Annotated in this window: 14 protein-coding genes; 11 read left to right on the top strand and 3 right to left on the bottom strand. The window is 56.5% G+C overall.

Annotated features, from left to right (window positions below; genetic code table 11):
* Nucleotides 1–45 precede the first annotated feature (45 nt).
* From OLX72_RS19925 to OLX72_RS19880, 10 genes are all read left to right on the top strand, one after another.
* Entirely contained in the window at nucleotides 46–1,101 is a 1,056-nt protein-coding gene (locus tag OLX72_RS19925; protein ID WP_114869516.1) for a quaternary amine ABC transporter ATP-binding protein, read from the top strand.
* A complete protein-coding gene (locus tag OLX72_RS19920) occupies nucleotides 1,098–2,639 on the top strand; it encodes an ABC transporter permease (protein WP_433989409.1) in 1,542 nt (513 codons plus the stop codon). Before OLX72_RS19925 ends, OLX72_RS19920 begins: the two co-directional genes overlap by 4 nt.
* The gene (locus tag OLX72_RS19915) at nucleotides 2,636–3,358 is read left to right on the top strand and encodes an alpha/beta fold hydrolase (RefSeq protein ID WP_114869518.1); all 723 of its coding nucleotides are present in this window, start codon (nucleotides 2,636–2,638) and stop codon (nucleotides 3,356–3,358) included. The genes OLX72_RS19920 and OLX72_RS19915 overlap by 4 nt, the downstream gene beginning before the upstream one ends.
* Nucleotides 3,359–3,596: 238 nt before the next feature.
* Nucleotides 3,597–5,171, top strand: coding sequence for an inorganic phosphate transporter (locus OLX72_RS19910; RefSeq protein ID WP_433989408.1), 1,575 nt, complete (start codon nucleotides 3,597–3,599; stop codon nucleotides 5,169–5,171).
* A gap of 13 nt (nucleotides 5,172–5,184) precedes the next feature.
* Nucleotides 5,185–7,017 (top strand): Na/Pi cotransporter family protein, encoded by a 1,833-nt coding sequence (locus tag OLX72_RS19905; RefSeq protein WP_433989407.1) that lies wholly within the window; start codon nucleotides 5,185–5,187, stop codon nucleotides 7,015–7,017.
* Entirely contained in the window at nucleotides 6,977–7,345 is a 369-nt protein-coding gene (locus OLX72_RS19900; RefSeq protein WP_162797942.1) for a hypothetical protein, read from the top strand. Before OLX72_RS19905 ends, OLX72_RS19900 begins: the two co-directional genes overlap by 41 nt.
* 167 nt (nucleotides 7,346–7,512) lie before the next feature.
* Nucleotides 7,513–9,942 carry an AAA family ATPase gene (locus OLX72_RS19895; protein WP_433989406.1) on the top strand — a complete coding sequence of 810 codons (2,430 nt, stop codon included), beginning with the start codon at nucleotides 7,513–7,515 and terminating at the stop codon, nucleotides 9,940–9,942.
* Complete coding sequence (locus tag OLX72_RS19890) at nucleotides 9,942–10,721, top strand: hypothetical protein (protein ID WP_433989405.1); 780 nt, start codon at nucleotides 9,942–9,944, stop codon at nucleotides 10,719–10,721. The genes OLX72_RS19895 and OLX72_RS19890 overlap by 1 nt, the downstream gene beginning before the upstream one ends.
* Nucleotides 10,722–10,739: 18 nt before the next feature.
* On the top strand, nucleotides 10,740–11,687 hold the full coding sequence (locus OLX72_RS19885; RefSeq protein ID WP_433989404.1) for a DnaJ C-terminal domain-containing protein: 948 nt from the start codon (nucleotides 10,740–10,742) through the stop codon (nucleotides 11,685–11,687).
* Nucleotides 11,684–12,019, top strand: coding sequence for a chaperone modulator CbpM (locus tag OLX72_RS19880; RefSeq protein ID WP_205389120.1), 336 nt, complete (start codon nucleotides 11,684–11,686; stop codon nucleotides 12,017–12,019). Before OLX72_RS19885 ends, OLX72_RS19880 begins: the two co-directional genes overlap by 4 nt.
* Nucleotides 12,020–12,070: 51 nt before the next feature.
* Here OLX72_RS19880 and OLX72_RS19875 read toward each other — a convergent pair whose 3' ends face one another.
* Together OLX72_RS19875 and OLX72_RS19870 are read right to left on the bottom strand one after the other, a co-directional pair.
* A complete protein-coding gene (locus OLX72_RS19875) occupies nucleotides 12,071–12,538 on the bottom strand; it encodes a hypothetical protein (protein WP_433989403.1) in 468 nt (155 codons plus the stop codon).
* 122 nt (nucleotides 12,539–12,660) lie between these two features.
* Complete coding sequence (locus tag OLX72_RS19870) at nucleotides 12,661–17,112, bottom strand: chemotaxis protein CheB (RefSeq protein ID WP_433989402.1); 4,452 nt, start codon at nucleotides 17,110–17,112, stop codon at nucleotides 12,661–12,663.
* Between the two features lie 294 nt (nucleotides 17,113–17,406).
* On the opposite strand from OLX72_RS19870, the gene OLX72_RS19865 reads away from it, so the two are divergent.
* Nucleotides 17,407–17,838, top strand: coding sequence for a DUF2267 domain-containing protein (locus tag OLX72_RS19865; protein WP_114869526.1), 432 nt, complete (start codon nucleotides 17,407–17,409; stop codon nucleotides 17,836–17,838).
* On the opposite strand, the gene OLX72_RS19860 is transcribed toward OLX72_RS19865, so the two are convergent.
* Nucleotides 17,819–18,508: a helix-turn-helix domain-containing protein gene (locus tag OLX72_RS19860; protein WP_114869527.1), complete on the bottom strand. Its 690-nt coding sequence runs from the start codon at nucleotides 18,506–18,508 to the stop codon at nucleotides 17,819–17,821. The two genes, OLX72_RS19865 and OLX72_RS19860, sit on opposite strands and share 20 nt — an antisense overlap.
* Nucleotides 18,509–18,623: the final 115 nt, after the last annotated feature.

Genomic DNA, 18,623 nt, shown 5'->3' with positions numbered 1-18,623 from the left:
CGGTGCCGTTTCTATCCCTGATCCCCAGCCTGGACATTTTGCGCGATGAGCGATGAAACCGTTATAGAAATTTCCGACGTCTGGAAGATTTTCGGGGCCAATGCGGGCGCTGCTTTGCAGGCCATCCACGAACGCGGGCTGGGCAAGCCCGAGGTTCTGTCCGAATTCAACGCTGTCGTCGGGGTGGCCGGCGTAAGCCTGTCGGTCAAACGTGGCGAAATCTTTTGCATCATGGGGCTGTCGGGCAGCGGGAAATCGACATTGGTACGTCATTTCAACCGGCTGCTGGAACCGACCGCCGGCAAGATCCTGATCGAGGGCACGGATGTCATGGCGCTGGACCCCAAGGCGCTGCAAACATTCCGCAACCGCAAGATCGGCATGGTTTTCCAGAATTTCGCGCTGATGCCGCACCGCTCGGTTCTGGACAATGTCGCGATGCCGCTTGAAATCCGGCAGGTCAGCAAGAATGAACGCATGCGCCAGGCGGCAGCCATTCTGGATATCGTGGAACTTGGGGCGTGGGGGTCCAAATTCGCACACGAGTTGTCTGGCGGCATGCAGCAAAGGGTGGGGCTGGCGCGCGCGCTGGCCGCGAACCCCGATGTGCTGCTGATGGATGAACCATTCAGCGCGCTTGATCCGCTGATCCGGCGGCAATTGCAGGACGAGTTTATCAGGCTTAGCCAGATTCTGAAGAAAACCACCGTTTTCATCACCCATGATCTGGATGAAGCCGTGCGCATCGGCGACCGCATCGCCATCATGCGCGATGGCCGTCTGGTGCAGGTCGGAACGGCCGAGGATATCGTGATGCATCCGGCAGATGATTATGTTGCCGAATTTGTCGCCGGAATTTCCCGTCTCAAGGTGGTGCACGCAGCGGCGGTGATGCAACCGATCAAGGCCTATATCAAGGCGCATGGCCCACTGGCCGCCGATGCACCGCGCGTCAATGAGGCCGAGACGCTAAGCACCCTGATCAACCTTGCCATCGACAAAGAAAGCGCGATCCTGGTCGAATCCGGGGGCAAGGATATCGGCGTCATTTCGCGTGCAGATCTGCTGCGAACTGTGATCGAAGGGACAGAAGTATCATGAGCACGACAGCAGTGAACCCGCTTGAGGACACCGATACAGAGGCCGCGCGCGCCTATGCCAAAGAGCGGCGCGACAACATCCGCACCTTCACACGCACCAGCCCTGATTACTATATCCAGAACTTTGACAAGATCGGCGCTTCGTCGCGCTTTACGCCCACTTTCAACGTGATGGCGGGGCTGTTCGGGCCGGTCTGGTTCGGCGCGCGCGGGCTGTGGTCCTGGGCGTTGCCGTTCCTGATCATTGAAACGCTGGCCTTGGTGCAGATTGCGCGTGGCCTGTTCGGTGATCTGGCGGCAGACGCGATGGCACGCATCGCGTCAATCGAAGGCACACTGGAACTGCGGCGCGAACAACTGGCGGCTGCTATCGAGAGCAATTCTGACAAAATAGATGTTTACCAACGCACGGTGGAATCCCTTGAAGCAAACATCGGCGGCATTCGCGCCGAAGCCGCAGCGCTGGCCGATCAGGGCATCTGGATTGCGCTGGCCGGACTGATCACGCTGCTGGTTGCCAAGGCAGTGCAGGCCGTGGTGGCCAACTGGGCGCTAGAGGCCAGATTTTCAGAATGGCTGTCAGACCGGACAATCCGGTCGGGCATGCCGGTCAGCCACATTGTGCTCAGCGCCATTTTCATGATCCTGATCGCAGTGGCGGCCATGCTGCACTACAGCTTTCCGGGCCGCATATCCCTGCTGACTGAATTCCCGACTGACGAGGCTATCCGCCGGACCGGAGTAACCTGGGTTGAGGATTTCATCGCTTGGTGTGTCCGCAACAGCGAAGCGTTTTTCGATGTCTTGACGTACGGTATCCGGATGATGCTGGACACTCTGGAACTGATTTTTGTCAGTACACCGTGGATCGTGATCGCCAGCCTGATCGTATTGCTGACCTGGCTGACGGCAGGCATTCGTGCCGCGATTTTTTCGGGGGCGTTTCTGGCCTATATGGGCCTGTTGGGGTTCTGGGAAAAGGCAATGACAACACTGGCGCTGCTTGGAACGGCGGCGTGTCTTTCGATCGTGATCGGTATTCCGCTTGGCATGTTCGCCGCCCGTCGCCCACGTTTCTACGCGTTTATCCAGCCGATCATGGATTTCATGCAGACCATGCCCGCCTTTGTGTTCATGGTCCCGGTGATCGCCTTTTTCGGCGTGGGTAAACCGGCGGCTGTGATTGTCACAATGATTTTCGGTGGCACGCCGGTCGTGCGCCTTACGGTATTGGGCTTGCGTGGGGTACCCGAAAGTGTGCGCGAGGCTGCAATCTCATTCGGGGCCAACAAATGGTATCTGCTGACCAAAGTTGATTTGCCACTGGCCAGCCCGTCAATCCGCGCCGGGATCAACCAGACGATCATGCTGTCGCTGGCGATGGTTGTGGTGGCATCGCTGATCGGCGCCAAGGGTCTGGGCGAGGACGTGTTGGAAGCGTTGCAATATGCCAATGTCGGGCAGGGTATCCTTGCCGGATTTGCGATCCTGTTCTGCGCCATGATCCTTGACCGTATCGTGCAGGGTGCGCGCAAATGAAAACGCTTGTGTTGGTCCATGGGTTCATGGGCGGCAGCCTGCAATGGACGGGGCAGCGCGACGCGCTTGGGGACGAATACAACGTGATCACGCCGGATCTTCCCGGATATGGCGAAAACGCGCATTTGGCGGCCCCCGACAACATCATCGACTTTGCCAAATGGGTCCTTGCCGATCTGAGCGACAAAGGCGTCGAAAAGTTCCATGTGCTGGGCCATTCCATGGGGGGCATGATCGTGCAGGAAATGGCGCGGCTTGCCCCTGAACGCGTGAGCCGCCTGATCCTCTATGGTACGGGGGCGATCGGGGTTTTGCCGGGGCGGTTTGAATCGATCGGCGTTTCCAAAGAACGCGCGCGCGCCGACGGACCGCGCGCCACCGCACGCCGTATTGCAGCCACCTGGTTTCTGGAGCGGGAGGCAGCATCGGCCTATGCGCAATGCGCCGCAATCGCAGAGCGCAGCAGCCTGCAAGCCATTCATAGCGGACTGACAGCCATGCAGGAATGGAACGGGTTGTCTTATCTGCCCGATGTCGCGCAAAAGACACTGGTGATCTGGGGTGATCATGATCGCACATATCGATGGAGCCAGACCGAGCACTTGTGGCAATCCATCAAGGATGCCAATCTTGCCGTGATCCCCGGATGTGCCCATGCGGTGCACCTTGAAAAGCCGCACCTGTTCAACACCGTCCTGGGTGAATTCCTCAAGTTGTGAACCTGCACGTCGCGTTAGAGTGGCCACTGCTGATTTGACGCTCAAAAAACGCAGTTGGCCCTCTCCTGCACAAACGCCACAGATCGCCAAAAATATGGCCAATTGATCCACCTCATGGCGGGCCCGGCCTGACTGTGCTTTCCAGAACAGAGCTTGCGAAACGCAGGAACGACAGTTTTCAGTGGCGCATAAATTTGCGCGCATTCGGGGGCCAATTCGGGGCCAAGGGGGACAAGGCATGAAAACCAAAGACTATTTGATTATCGAAAGTGCGACCGGTCTGAGCCGCGCCGAAGTTGGCCGCTTGGGAACGGCGATCCTCTTCATTGTGGCGGTGATGATCTACGCAGGGTCCAAGTTCGCGCATATCGAACAGTCCTATCTGCTGGTCGCCGCTGCCGTCATCGGTGCCTACATGGCCATCAATATCGGTGCCAACGATGTGGCGAACAATGTCGGGCCTGCTGTTGGATCTTTTGCGCTGTCGCTGACAGGGGCCATTGTTATCGCCGCAATATTCGAGGCCGCAGGCGCGATTATTGCCGGTGGTGACGTCGTGAGCACCGTAAAGAAAGGCATCATCGATCCTGCGGATGTTGCAGATCCGCAAGTCTTTGTCTGGGTCATGATGGGCGCATTGACCGGTGCGGCAATCTGGCTGAACGCGGCCACATGGCTGGGCGCGCCGGTTTCGACCACACATTCGATCGTGGGCGGCGTCATGGGCGCGGGCATTGCAGCCGCGGGATGGGACGTGGTGAACTGGGACGCAATGGGCAAAATCGCCGCCAGTTGGGTCATTTCACCCGTCACCGGCGGGATCATTGCGGCCTTGTTCCTGTTCTTTCTCAAGCGGACGATCTTTTTCAAAGACGAACCGATGGAATCCGCGCGCAAGGTTGTCCCGTTCATGATCGGGATCATGGTGTGGGCGTTTACGACCTATATTGCTCTGAAGGGGGTCAAGAAACTTGTCGAAATCGACTTTTTCAATGCGGTCCTAATTGGCCTTGTCGCCGGTCTTGTGGCGATCATTCTTGTCCGCCCGATGATCAATCGCGCGGTGCCTAGCCTGGAACACAACCGCGAAGGCGTGAACCGCCTGTTCACCATCCCGCTGATTATTTCAGCGGCTCTTCTGAGCTTTGCGCACGGGGCAAATGATGTGGCCAATGCCGTCGGTCCGCTTGCCGGTATTGTGGACGCGCTGACCGCCGGTGAAGGCGGCAGTTCGAAGGTGGCGATCCCGCTGTGGGTGATGGTGATCGGCGCACTTGGCATTTCCGTCGGGCTGGCGCTGTTCGGGCCCAAGCTGATCCGGACTGTGGGATCCGAAATCACAGAACTGGATCGCTCGCGCGCGTTTTGTATCGCACTGGCTGCGGCGATCACCGTCATTATCGCCAGCCACCTGAAACTGCCCGTCAGTTCGACCCATGTGGCGCTGGGTGCTGTTTTCGGTGTCGGCTTTCTGCGCGAATTTCTTGAACAACGGGTCGGGAGAGTGGTCGAGAATGTGTTGCACCAGCATCAAGGCGAACCTGATTTTGCCGAGGCTGAGAAAGTGCTGATGAACTTCAGGAATGCGCCGCCCGAAGACAAGAAACGCATCCTGAAGGAATTGCAGAAAATGGGCCCCGAAGCGGTGATTGATGCCGCACAACGCAAGGAGCTGCAAAAGGCGTTGAAGCGGCAACTGGTGAAACGGTCATCCCTTTTGAAAATCGTTTCAGCGTGGATCATTACGGTTCCGGTTTCGGCCGTGTTGGCGGCCTTGTTCTACTTTGTTTTGCGCGGCATGATGCTGCCATAAGGTGCGGGCTGTTATGTTGAACAGGCTATTATTGCCGACCATCCTGCTGGTCCTGTCCATCGGATTCTGGGCCAGTTCCAACTTTCAGGAAATTGCCGCCGGTGTGGCCATTTTCCTGTTCGGCATGATGATGCTGGAAGACGGGTTCAAGCTTTTTAGCGGTGGCCTTCTGGAACGCGCTTTGGAAAGCGCGACACGCTCGATCCCGAAATCGATCGGTTTTGGCATCTTTGCAACAACGATCATGCAATCCAGTTCGCTGGTGTCGGTTATCACCATTTCGTTTCTGTCTGCGGGCCTGATTACGCTTTTGGCGGGGGTCGGCATTATTTTTGGTGCCAATATCGGCACAACAACCGGCGCATGGCTGGTTGCTGGCTTTGGCCTCAAGGTCAACATATCCGCCTATGCATTGCCGATGCTGGCCATCGGCATCGTCTTGGTGTTCCAGAAATCAAAATATCTGCGCGGGGCCGGTTTTGTGCTGGCGGGGCTGGGGTTTCTGTTTTTGGGCATCCACCACATGAAAGAAGGGTTCGAAGCCTTTAAAGACCAGTTCGATCTGACCCGATTTGCACTGAAAGGGGTATTGGGGCTTGCCGTTTACACGCTTGTCGGGGCGGCGGCGACGGTTGTCATGCAATCTAGCCACGCGACGATGGTATTGGTGATCACGGCGCTGGCCGCGGGCCAGATCAGCTATGAAAACGCGCTTGCCTTGGCGATCGGTGCCAATATCGGCACGACAATCACCGCGATCATCGGATCTTTCACCGCAAATTTTCAGGGCAAACGATTGGCGCTGGCCCATCTGATCTTTAATCTGGTGACAGCCGCTGTGGCGCTGGTGTTCATCATGCCGATCCGCGTTGCGGTTGATTACATCAGCGCGGGCGTTGGAATTGCAGATACCGATTACGCCCTGAAACTGGCGGTCTTTCACACCATATTCAATCTGTTGGGTGTGATATTGATGCTGCCTGTTATTCACCGGTTGGTGGCGTTTCTGGAACGGATGATCGTGCAGCCTAAAGAAGACCTGAGCCTGCCGATATACCTGTCCGAAGCCGTTGACGAATTTCCGCAAACCATTCAGGTCGCGATGCGTCGGGAAATCCAGCACCTTTATGACAATTCCGTCGAACTGATCCTGCAAAGCCTGAACTTGAATCCCAAACAGTTGCTGGCTGTTAAGGATATCGATGCACTGGTTGCGGCAAGCCATAGCCCGGTCGAGTTTGATTTTGATATCCAGTACGAACACCGGATCAAGACGCTTTATTCGGCGATTGTAGAGTTCGCCACCCGCGCGGCCGCAAAAGATATGCCCCCTGACGTGATAGACGACATTTACAGCATGCGCGATGTGGCGGCGCAGATTGTGCGTGCGGTGAAATCGGCCAAACACTTGCGCCGTAATGCTTCCAAATACACGCAGGCGCGGCAGGGTGTGATTGCCGATCTCTATAACGGATTGCGCGCCGAAATTGGCCGTATCCTTGTCGAGATTCACAAGCTTGAGCACACCGATCCCGAAGACCGTTCCGGCCTTTGGCTGGATCAGGAACGTATTCAGGTGGAACGCGACGCACAGGAAACCAACACCCGCATCGAGGCTTTGATCCGCGACCGGCGACTGGACGCGACCAAGGCAACGTCATTTCTGAACGATTCAAATTACGCCTATAGCTTGATGCGTGATCTGCTGGGGGCCGCACGGGCGTATTACATCGAAACCGAAGAAGCCATGGCCGAGGTCGAGCGCATTCTGGCATTGGAAGACGACGAGTTGATCGACGCGGCCCTTGACGAAGAACCAGACAGCAGGGCAGGGCCAACATCGTGATGTATTTCTTGTTACTAAACTGTTGCATTGCGTGGCTACCTTTCCTTGTCAGCCGGAGGATGAGATGGGACTGAAGAAGATCGCTGAAAAACTGGATACGTATTACAAACGTCTTGAGCTTGGAAAAGCGGCCAAGATCCAGTCTGCGCATGTGGAAAAGGTGATTGCCAAGTTGCAGGCAAAGCAGGAACAGCTGAAAACTGAACTGTCGGAGACGGAAAAGCCGTCGAAAAAGCAACGGCTTGAAGGCAAGCTGGCAACCGTGGAAGAACAAATAACGCGTTCCGAGTGGCTGTTAAGGGAAATCGGCTGTGTGAAAACACCCTGACCCCGGGTGTTTACGGGGTCCTTCCATGTCAGACCGCAACCGGCGCCGACCGCTGTTGCGCTGAAATTTGACAGGTTTGACCGAAATCAAAACAATTTCCGCTTTTCAGGCGCAGAATAAACTGTGCCCCGTATAGGGCCGGGCCCCAATCGGAAAAGAGCATCGCGATGAAAGTCCTTCCTGCCGACAAGCTGCGCCAGAGTTGCGATCCGGCGCTGCTTGGCTTTGAAACAACGCAAGAGTCCACCGGACTGGTCGAACTGATCGGGCAGGATCGGGCGATGGATGCCATATGCCTGTCGTCCGGCATGACACATCGCGATTTCAACCTTTTTGTCCTTGGGCCGACCGGAACGGGCCGCCACACCGCAGTGCAAAAGATTTTGTCCGAAGATGCGGCCAAGCGGCCGGTGCCGTGTGATTGGGTTTATGTCAACAATTTCGAAGAAGCGCACAAACCCAAGGCGCTGCAATTGCCCTCTGGCACGGCGAAAACCCTGCAAACCGCGATGCAGAACCTGATTGACGATCTTGCCAATGACATTCCAAACCTGTTCGAGTCAGAAGATTATCAAAGTCAGCGGCGGGCCATCGAAGCGGAATTTGGCGAAAAGCACGAAGCGTCGATGGCCGATTTCGCCGAGCGCGCCAAAGCCGAAAACATCGCATTGGTCCGAACGCCCGTGGGGTTCATGCTGACCGCCATTCGCGACGGGAAACTGGTTAAGGCCGAAGACTTTGAACAATTGGACAAGGCGGAACAGGAAAAGATCGAAGAACAGATTGCGCGTTTGCAACAAGACCTAGCCAAAATTCTGCGCGAAGGCCCAAAGCTTGAAAAGGAACATCGCACCAAAGTCGAAGAGCTTAACGCATCAATGGCGGAACGCGCTGTTTCTGCACGGGTAAGCGAGGTGCAGGCCGAGTTTAAGGATATCGGCCCGATTTGCGGATATCTGGAAGAGGTGCACAAGGACATTATTGCAAATGCCGAATTGTTCCTGATTGCAGCAGGGGAATCCCAGAACGGGCCATTTCCAGAAGCCATCAGAAAATTTCACCGCGATTCCGAATTTGACCGCTACGTTGTGAACGTGATGGTGTCTCAGGATGCGAAAACCGCAAAAGGCGCACCGGTTGAAACGGAGGATTTGCCGTCGTTGGATCGACTGATCGGACGGATAGAGCATGCATCGCATATGGGGTCTTTGGTCACGAATTTTACGATGATCAAACCGGGTGCATTGCACAGGGCGAATGGCGGCTATCTTGTTCTGGATGCGCGGCGGTTGCTCAGCGAGCCGTTTGCATGGGATGCGGTGAAACAATCTATCCGCAATGAATCCATCACCATCACGTCCCTGTCTGACCGGCTAAGCCTTGTGGCCACGACCACGCTGCAACCCGATCCGATCCCTCTTGATCTGCGGGTTGTTCTGGTTGGTGATCCGTTTCTTTATGGCTTGCTTGTTATGCTGGACCCGGATTTCAACGATCTGTTCAAGGTGCAGGCTGATTTCGAAGATGCCATAGACCGGACAAAGGACAACCTGATCCGGTTTGGCCAGTTGATTGCGGCTTATGTATCCAAAGAAGATATGTTGCCGATGACCGCGCAAGGCGTTGCCAGCGTTCTGGACGAATCCACCAGAATGGCAGAGGACACGGAAAAGCTGTCCCTGCGCATCGGCGCGTTGGGCGATTTGATCCGCGAGGCCGAGCATTATGCCCGCGCACGGTCCAGCCGCCATATCGAAAATGGTGATATTGAGCGCGCCGTGCAGGAAAGAGACCGGCGCGCATCGCGCATCAAGGACCGGATGCAGGAAGCCATCGCGCGAAAGACCATTCTGATTGATACCAAAGGCGCGAAAACCGGCCAGATTAACGGTCTTTCTGTATTGGGTATCGGCAGTTACCGCTTTGGGCGGCCATCACGCATCACGGCGCGGGTGCGCATGGGGGCGGGCAAACTGGTTGATATCGAACGCGAGGTCGAATTGGGCGGCCCGCTGCATTCCAAAGGCGTGATGATCCTGTCCGGATATCTTACGTCGACCTATGCGCAGGATGTGCCATTTTCACTGCACGCCAGTCTGGTGTTTGAACAAAGCTATGGCGGCGTTGATGGCGACAGCGCATCTTCTGCGGAGCTTTACGCGCTTTTGTCCGCACTTTCCGGGGTGCCGATCGATCAGGGTTTGGCAGTGACCGGTTCGGTCAACCAGCTTGGCGAGGTGCAGGCAATAGGTGGAGTAAACGAAAAGATAGAAGGCTTTTTCGAAACCTGCAAAGCACAAGGCCTGACAGGGTCGCAAGGCGTTCTGATCCCGCAGGCCAACGCCGCGCATCTGATGTTGCGCACTGAGGTTGTTGAGGCCGCTCGCGACGGGCAGTTCCGCATCATTCCGGTCGAAACGATCAACGAAGGCATTGCGATCCTGACAGGAACACCCGCTGGCATCCGCACCGCTGACGGGTATTTTGAACCTGAAACAATCAATGCAAAGGTCGAACAGCGCCTGCGTGACTTCGCCCATACGCGCAAAGCATTTGCGCGCATGTCAGAAGCGGCCAAAGAACAGGGTGATACATAATGTCCGCACCGGCGTCTTACACAAGGATACTGATCGGCGCGGGCTGTTTTGCCGATGCCGAGACAGCGATCCGTCTGGCCGACCGGATCGCGGCAAGTCTGCCGGCGGAACTGGGCGGTGTTCTGGTTGATGAAGGGTTGATGATCGATATCGTCAGCCTGCCGGGGCAGCGGGTGGTTTCGTCCGCGGGCGTGTTGCAGGTGCCCCCCTCTGTCCGGCAGGTGCACAGCCTGATCGAGGCTGACGCAAAGGCCTTTCGCAGCAGATTGTCGGCGATAGCACGCACGCGAACGGTGAAGTGGTCATTCGAACAACGCAGTGGCGAATTGATCAGCGGCCTGTGCGAGGCGGCAAAAGGCTGGGACATCCTGCTCTTGGGCTATCGCGAAATGCACAAACGTCCGGGGCAGGTTGTTGTCGTCGCGTTTGCATCGCCGCGCGTAGAAAAAGCCAGAAAACTGGCCAATGATCTGGCCTGCGTTTTGAAGGCCGATGTTCTGGAACTGTGCCTTGGCACCGGGCAAGACACCGGGGAAACATCCGGCCCGCGCAGCATCGCAGTCAACACCGAACGCGAATTGCTGTTGCAGCTTGGCCGGATCAATGCGTCGGCTGTGGTTGTCGATCTCGCGGCAAGTCCACTCCGTTCTGGGGATCAGTTGCGCCATCTTCTAGAGGCGGCACGCTGCCCGGTTTTTGTGCTTGGCGCCGAACAGGGATTTGTCACGGCATCGCATGTTGAAAAGCCTGATCTGACTGACGATCACCGCCCAAAGTAACCTCGGGACACAAAGCAAATGACATCCAAAATTGATGATCCATACAAAGTGATTGGCGTTAAGCCCGACGCAACCGATGCGGAAATCAAAAAGGCCTATCGCGCGCTGGCCAAGGAACTGCACCCGGATATCAACCCTGGCAACGCCAAGAACGACGAACGGTTCAAGAAAGTCTCGGCTGCGTATAATTTTCTGCGCGATCCGGAAAAGCGGCGCCGCTTTGACGCGGGCGAAATAGACGCCACAGGAGCGGAAGTACCGCCGCGGGAATTCTATCGCGATTATGCGGGATCGGGGCAAGCTAACCGCTATCAGACGACCGGAGACTTTGACGATTTGAGTGACATTTTCGCGCGCGCCTTTGGCGGACGCGCTGGAATGGGCGGCGGTCGGTATGACAGCGCTGGCGGGATGCGCATGCAGATGCCCGGCGGCGATGTGCAATACAATCTTGAAATCAGTTTTCTGGATGCTGTGAATGGTACCAAATACCCGGTAAAAACGCCCGACGGTCACAGCCTTGAAATCAGCATTCCGGCAGGTATCGAACACGGACAAACGCTGCGACTTGCGGGTCGTGGGCAGCCCGGTTTCAACGGTGGCCCGCCGGGTGATGCCCTTGTGCATGTAGGCGTCGCGCCTCATCCACATTTTGAACGTGACGGTGCGGATATCCTGCTTGATCTGCCCATTTCGATTGATGAAGCCGTGTTGGGCGGAACGGTGTCGGTGCCCACAATAGCGGGCCGGGTCAAATTGCGCATCCCTGCGGGATCAAGCGGCGGGCGCGTGATGCGCCTGAAAGGCAAAGGTGTGTCTGCCAAGGGGCGCAAGGCAGGCAACCAGCTTGTCACACTCAGGATCGTGCTGCCTGACCACATAGATGCAGACCTGAAATCCGCAATCGAAAACTGGCACAAAGCCCATCCCTATGATGCCCGCAAAGGCTGGAAAGGAGAAAGATGATGCTGACCAAATCCGAAATGCTGTCGCGCATCGACCGGCTGACCAAATCGCGGCTTGATATCTGTGTAACGCAATCCTGGGTTACACCGCGTCAGGGTGATGATGGGCCGGTCTTTGACGCGTTCGATGCAGCCCGGTTGCAACTTATCGTCGATCTGACCGAAGATATGGCCGTCAATGACGATGCGGTTCCGATCATCCTGTCGCTTGTCGACCAGTTGCACACTATGCGCGCCCGTTTGCGGGCGCTGGATCGTGCGGTTGCCGATCAGGACGATGCCGTTGCCGATGCGATCGCGGCGCGTCTGGCCGACCTGATCGACAGCGATTAGGTGCAGTGCTGAATTAGTGTGCCATATGCGCGCGTGTCCGGACCGACCCGGTCAACGCACCCAACGGTCAAAAGCCGGATTGCGATAGGTTACGGAAATGTTGATCTTCACTTGGGGCTGGCGGGTTTGCACTTCATCCAGAACCTTTTCGACGAATCGCAGGAACCGCGCGTTGCGCATTTCTGCGCGCGACATGCGTCGCGTGGAACTGGTGATCGACATCGTGCTGTAACAACATCTGGCATGCAGTTGCAGGACTTGCGGATCATGGGTAAGACAGTGGCCCAGGCAATGCCAGAATATTTCGGTTTCGGGGCTGCCTGGCGCCAGCAAGACCCTTGACTCCGGGTCCGCAAGAACGGTTTCGAACACAGGTGCAGCCGATCTGTTGGTATGGATCGCAACATCAATACCGTGATCCAGGCCGAAATCAGTAAGGCGCAGTTCAAGCTTGGTTGTCCGTGAAGTCAGGTCGGGGCCATTTGGGCCTGCCAGAAACCCGGTGAAATCATGCGGCATGCGATCTCTCCCTTTTCGGGCAGGTCTGCAAGGCTTGATCCTGCCACGGGGCCGAGTATGGCACGATTTTCAGAATCCGGATTGATCTTCCTCAAACACGGCGCGTTGCACGGGATACCGGATCAGGTATCGGCCGTCCCCAAGGACTGGCGCAAGGCCGCCGCCAGAGTTCTGATGTCGTAAGGTTTGCGCAAAAGCGGATATAGAGTGCCATCTTTGTCGGCTTCAATACTGTCCGGCGCGAAACCAGAGGCAAGAATAATCGGCAGATCAGGGTAAAGTTCACGCGCGGTTCTTGCCAGTTCGTACCCATTCATTCCGCCCGGCATCGTGATGTCGGACAGCATCAGCCGGATCGCATCGGACTGTTCCAACTGTTTCAGGGCCGCAGGTCCGTTGGCCGCCTCAATAACTGAGTAGCCCAGATGCTCCAGCCGGTTGCGGGCCAGATTGCGCACCCGCAGGTCATCTTCGACCAACAGGATCGTTTCGCCGGTCGCTTCGCCCTTTTTGAAGTCGGACTTGCGTTTGGCTGTCTTGGCCGGTTCTGCGGGGTCGATCGCGGGCAGATAAAGCGTGACGATGCTGCCCTTGCCCGGTTCGCTGCTGACGGTTACATCCCCACCGCTTTGACGCGCAAGGCCAAGCATCATCGGCAGGCCCAGACCGGTGCCTTTACCTTGGTCCTTGGTGGTAAAAAACGGTTCGAATACGCGTTCCAGAACTTCGGGCGGCATACCGGTTCCCGTATCGCTGATGGACAGGGCCACATAATCGCCGTCGGCCAGGTCCGTCGCTTCGGGGATGTGATCGGCATCGACCTTCACATTCTGCGCCCGGATGTTCAACGTGCCACCATCGGGCATCGCATCGCGGGCGTTGATGGCCATGTTCAACACCGCGTTTTCGATCTGGCCCGGATCGGCCATGACAGGATCAACAGGCCCGTCCAGCCCTGTTCTGATCTCGATCTGAGCGCCCAGCGTCCGTTTGAGAAACGGCAGCAGGTTCTTGACCAGAGTGGTCAGTTCAAGCCGTTCGGGGGTAAGGGGCTGGCGTTTGGAAAATGACAGCAATTTGCCAACCAGCAGCGCCCCAAGGTTGGCAGCCCCCAATGCTTCGTTCAGTATCTCTTTGTTGCTGGGGTCGTCCGGGCGCATCTCCAGCAACTCGATATTGCCAATAATGACAGTCAGCAAGTTGTTGAAATCATGGGCAATGCCGCCCGTCAATTGTCCCACGGCCTCCATTTTCTGGGCTTGCTCAAGCCGCTGGCGGCTTTCGGTTTCTTCCGTCAGGTCGCGGATGATGCCGATGAATTGCCGCTCACCGTCAATCGTCACCTCGGCCACTTTCAAGTGGACGGGAACGGGTTTGCCGGATTTGTGTCTGGCGACCACATCGCGCCCCGTGCCGATGATCTTGGCCTCGCCGGTTTCCAGATAAGAAGAAATGTAACCGTCATGCGCCGAGTGATGGGGTTCTGGCATCAGCATGTTCACGTTGCGCCCGACCATTTCCGATCTGGTGTATCCAAGCATCCGGGCGGACGGCGGGCTGTAACTGGTCACGATGCCGCTGGTGTTGATCGTAATGATCGCCTCGGGCACCGCATTCAGAATGGCGCTTAGCCGCGCCTCTCGGTCCAGCATGGCCTGCCGCACCTCTTTTTGGTCGGTCACGTCTTCCAGCGCCAGCAGGATCAGATCGCCAGATTCCGTATCCGCGACTTTGCGGGCGTTTAGAACCATACTCCGCTTGCCCATCTTTTCGATATCAAACGTCACGCTGAACGCTTCGATCGGAAGATTTTCGGGAAGCACCAGGTTAAGATGGCGGCGCAATTCCGGTATGTCCCATTGCCCGCCGGCCAGTGAAAAAAGGCTTTTCCCGATAATTCTTTCATTTTTTGTATGGAACAATCTGTGGAACGACCGGCTTGCCGAAACCACGACCTGATCGCTGTTCAGAACCAAAAGCGGCTCGCGCACTGTGTTCACAATGTTTTCGGCGAAACGCTGGGATGCAATGGATTTGCTTTGCAGATCCTTCAGCGCCGTAACATCGGAGAACGTGATCACGACGCCATCGATTTTTTCGTCCTGTGTGCGATAATAGGGCAGGATGCGGCGAATGTACCATTTGCCGTCCTTTGCCTGCACTTCGATCTGGCGTGGAACCAGCGTTTCACGCACCCGCGCAATATCCTCAAACAGGGCCTGGTCATCTATTGAGCTGGTGATGTCGCTGATAGGGCGCCCGATATCCTTGCTGATCAGGCTGAACAGTTCTCGCGCGGTCGGTGTGAACCTCATAATCTCGTGTTCGCGGTTCAAAAAGATCGTGGCAACGCCCGAGCTGGCCAAAAGGTTGTTCAGATCGTCGGAAAGATGCCGTTCCGCCTCGATCTTTTGCTGAAGTTGGGAATTCAGCGTAGTCAGCTCTTCGTTCAGGGATTGAAGCTCTTCCTTGGATGTTTCCAGCTCTTCGTTTGTCGACTGAAACTCTTCGTTCATCGACATGGCTTCTTCGTTGCTGGCCTTCAGATCTTCGGTGGTAAGTTCGTATTCACGGATCGTGTTGCGCAGATCGGCGCGTGTCTTTTCCAGTTCCTGTTCCAGAAGCGGGTTGTTGACGCTGTTGTGCATCAGTTGCGCTGTGTCTTGCGATGGTGCGTTTGCATCCCGGAACGCCACAAGGATCAGTTTGCTGCCGTTCACGTCCACCGGATGTGCCGTCATGTCGACGGTGATGTTTTGGCCATCCCGCATCATGGATGTTGTGCCGCTGGCCTCGGCACCGGTTTCGCGCGCGGCGCGCAAGGTGCTGCCCAGCCGCGCATGCAACCCCTCTCGCGCCATTGCCAGCAGATCGCGGCTTACTTCGCCCGATGGCACCTTAAGATATTTGTCCGTGCGCCCTTCCAGATAAAGCGCCTCGCCGTTTTCGTTCACAAGCGCGGCGGCGGGGCTGTATCGTTCGATCAGCAGCCGCTGGCTGATTTCGGCCAGACGCCTCCCGCCCGGAAGGGTCCGGGGTGGAGGCGCATATGCCCCGATGCCTCCGCGCGTGCCTGTCACGGTTCCCAAAGACAGATGGCGCGCACGCGATGGGCCGGAGCGTTTGTAAACCCGGTATTTTTTGGAAACCGGTTTGAACATGACTTCATCATCGCCAACAGTTTCCGCCATTCCCAGAAACAGCGTGCCGCCATCATTCAGCGCAAAATGAAAGGTTTCAAAAACTTGTTTTTGCGCCTCGGGTGTCAGGTAGATCAACAGGTTTCGGCAGGATACCAGATCAAGTTTCGAAAACGGCGCGTCGGACAGGATGTTCTGGTTTGCAAACACCACGGAATCGCGCAGTTCCCGCGTCGCGCGGTAGCTGTGGTCTTCCTTGACGAAAAACCGTTCCAGCCGCCGCCGTGACACGTCGTTTGCGATGGAATCGGGATACACACCGTTGCGCGCGATTGCCAACGCATTGGTATCTACATCGGATGCAAAAATCTGCACCTTGATGTCCTTTCGCGCGTTGGAAATCTGTTCCAACAGCAGCATGGCGATGGAATAGGCCTCTTCGCCCGTGGCGCAGGCCGGCACCCACACGCGGACGGCCTGCCCGGAACTGAACTGGCGGATCAGATCGGGCAGCACGGATTTTTCCAGAAAGGCATAGGCATCCGGATCGCGGAAAAACGACGTGACACTGATCAGCAGATCGCGGCACAGGTTTTGCGCCTCTTCCGGTGAATCCATCAACAGCGCGTTGTAATCCACGGCATTCTGCATGTGGCGCAACACCATGCGCCGTTCAATCCGGCGCAACAACGTACTGTCCTTGTAAAGATCGAAATTGATCGGAGAATGCGCCTTCAACGTTGTGACAATCGCGGTCAGCGCTTCGCGGGCCTTTTCCCCCAACGGCGCCTTTTGCGGTTTTTCCGGCGTGGCGATATGGCGGGCGAAATCGGCGATGATACCGGGCATCTGCGCGATGGGCATGACGCGGTCAACGGCCCCTGATGCGATGGCACTGCGTGGCATGCCGCCATGTTGCGCCTCGTCCGGATCCTGCACCAGTACGACGCCGCCATGTGCCTTGATCTGGTTCAAGGCGCTGGACCCGTCCGTTCCCGTACCAGACAGGATCACTGCCACAGAGTTCTGTTTCTGATCCCGCGCCAGCGACAACAGAAACCGGTTGATCGGCAGTCTGGTGCCGCGCGCGTCATGCGGTTCGGTCAGGTAAAGCGCGCCTTTTTCGATCTCCATGTAGCGGTTCGGGGGGATGACATAGACGTGGTTGGGGACCACCGGCATGTTGTTCTCTGCCAGAACCACCGGCATCTTGGTGTGGCGCGACAAAAGCTCGGCCATCATGCTTTTGTGTTCCGGATCGACATGATGCACCAGAACAAACGCCATTCCGCTTTCCTCGGGTACCGCTTTCATAAAATCTGTGAAAGCCTCAAGCCCGCCAGCCGATGCCCCGAGCCCGACAACCAGAAACGGCTTCGGATCTGCCTTTTCAGACGATTCCGAACCTGATGTCTGCGTTTTCTTTTTGACCATGGGCGTTTTCGTCTTTCCTCAAACCTTGTTATCAAAAAGAACGGTCAAGAAGAAACAGGAAACGCAGGCCACCCGCAGTTCGTCGCCCATTGGACCGCAAGCAACAATTCATCGCGATTGATTTTCGTCAAAAAAGCAGCGGATGGCAGATGCTATCCTGCTTTATAATATCGCTTTTGACGGTGCCGTCGTGTTCCGCACGGTTCCAATCGCTGCCCGGGTTTTGATGTGGCGCTTTGGATGTGTGCACGAGCGCCATCGACAAGCAACGGACCTGAAACAGGAGAATACATTATGTCCGCCAGAGGATTGGACGTTATCGACCGGACCGTGCAGAAAACCTATGAATGGGTCAATGAACTGCGCGGCCGGCTGGACTGGAGCAGTGATCGCGATGCCTTGCGCCTGTTGCGGGTCACCTTGCACCAGATACGCGACCGCATCCATGTTAACGAAACGGCACAGGTTTCCGCACAGCTTCCGGTGTTGCTGCGCGGGATGTATTTTGAAGGCTGGCAGCCGCATCTGGTTCCGCTGACGGATCGCCACGCGTCCGATTTCATTGATGCAATCGAACATCATGTCGGTGACGTTATGGAATATCGCGGAAAACAAGACATTTTTACGGTATTCCATCTGTTGAACAACAGAATCTCGACAGGCGAGGTTAACGACATTCGCGCCAACCTGCCTGAAGATATTCGTGCTATGTGGCCAGCGCCCTGATCGGCGTGCTTTCACCTTCCGCCAGCGCATCAAGGGCGCGGGGCTGTAACAGCTTGACGTGATGCACCCGATCAATCGCAATCACTTTCGCCTGTCGCAATTCGGTCAGGCTGCGGCTGACCGTTTCAGTGGTCAGCCCAAGATAATCGGCAATATCGGCTCGCGACATGGGCAGATCAAACCCGATACGGCCACCAGCCTGTGTTCCGATGCGGTTGCCCAGAAGGGAAAGAAAGGCCGCAACCCTGTCCCGCGCGGACACGCAGCCCAGAACCATGCAATGACCCTGCATCGCCTCGACCTGACGCAGCGCCGCATTCAGCAATGTCTGGCGCATTTGGCCGTTTCCAGTAAATAGCATTTCGGGCCTGTGGCGGATTACCTTGGTTTCGGTGACAGCGTCACAATCCGAAATGTGATGCTGCCCCGGGCTGTAGCCCAGAACGTCACCGGGAAATCCGAAACCGATAACACAGCGCCGACCGGCGAGTGTCATTCGGCTGAGCAGCATGACGCCGCTGACAATTTCGAATAAACCGGAACACTCATCACCGTCACGAAACAGGCTGGCACCCGAATGGACGCAAAAAGGCAACCGGACCTGTTGGTGTGTGCGCCCGCCTTTGCAGCGGGCTGGCAAGACCTTATTGGAAACGTGCGCAAGATGCATTGTGACCCCCTTTTCGATTCTGTGGCAGTTGATCGAGGAACCAAGTGTGGGCAGGGATTGTCGCTATAGTTGCATCGGGTTTGTATCAAAGTGTATCAGAGAGTATAAATATTCG

Origin of the sequence: Sulfitobacter sp. TBRI5 (genome assembly GCF_051013555.1) — a bacterium.
GTDB lineage: Bacteria > Pseudomonadota > Alphaproteobacteria > Rhodobacterales > Rhodobacteraceae > JL08.
Note: the sequence above shows the minus strand (reverse complement) of the source record. Positions and strands in the feature narration are given on the sequence as shown.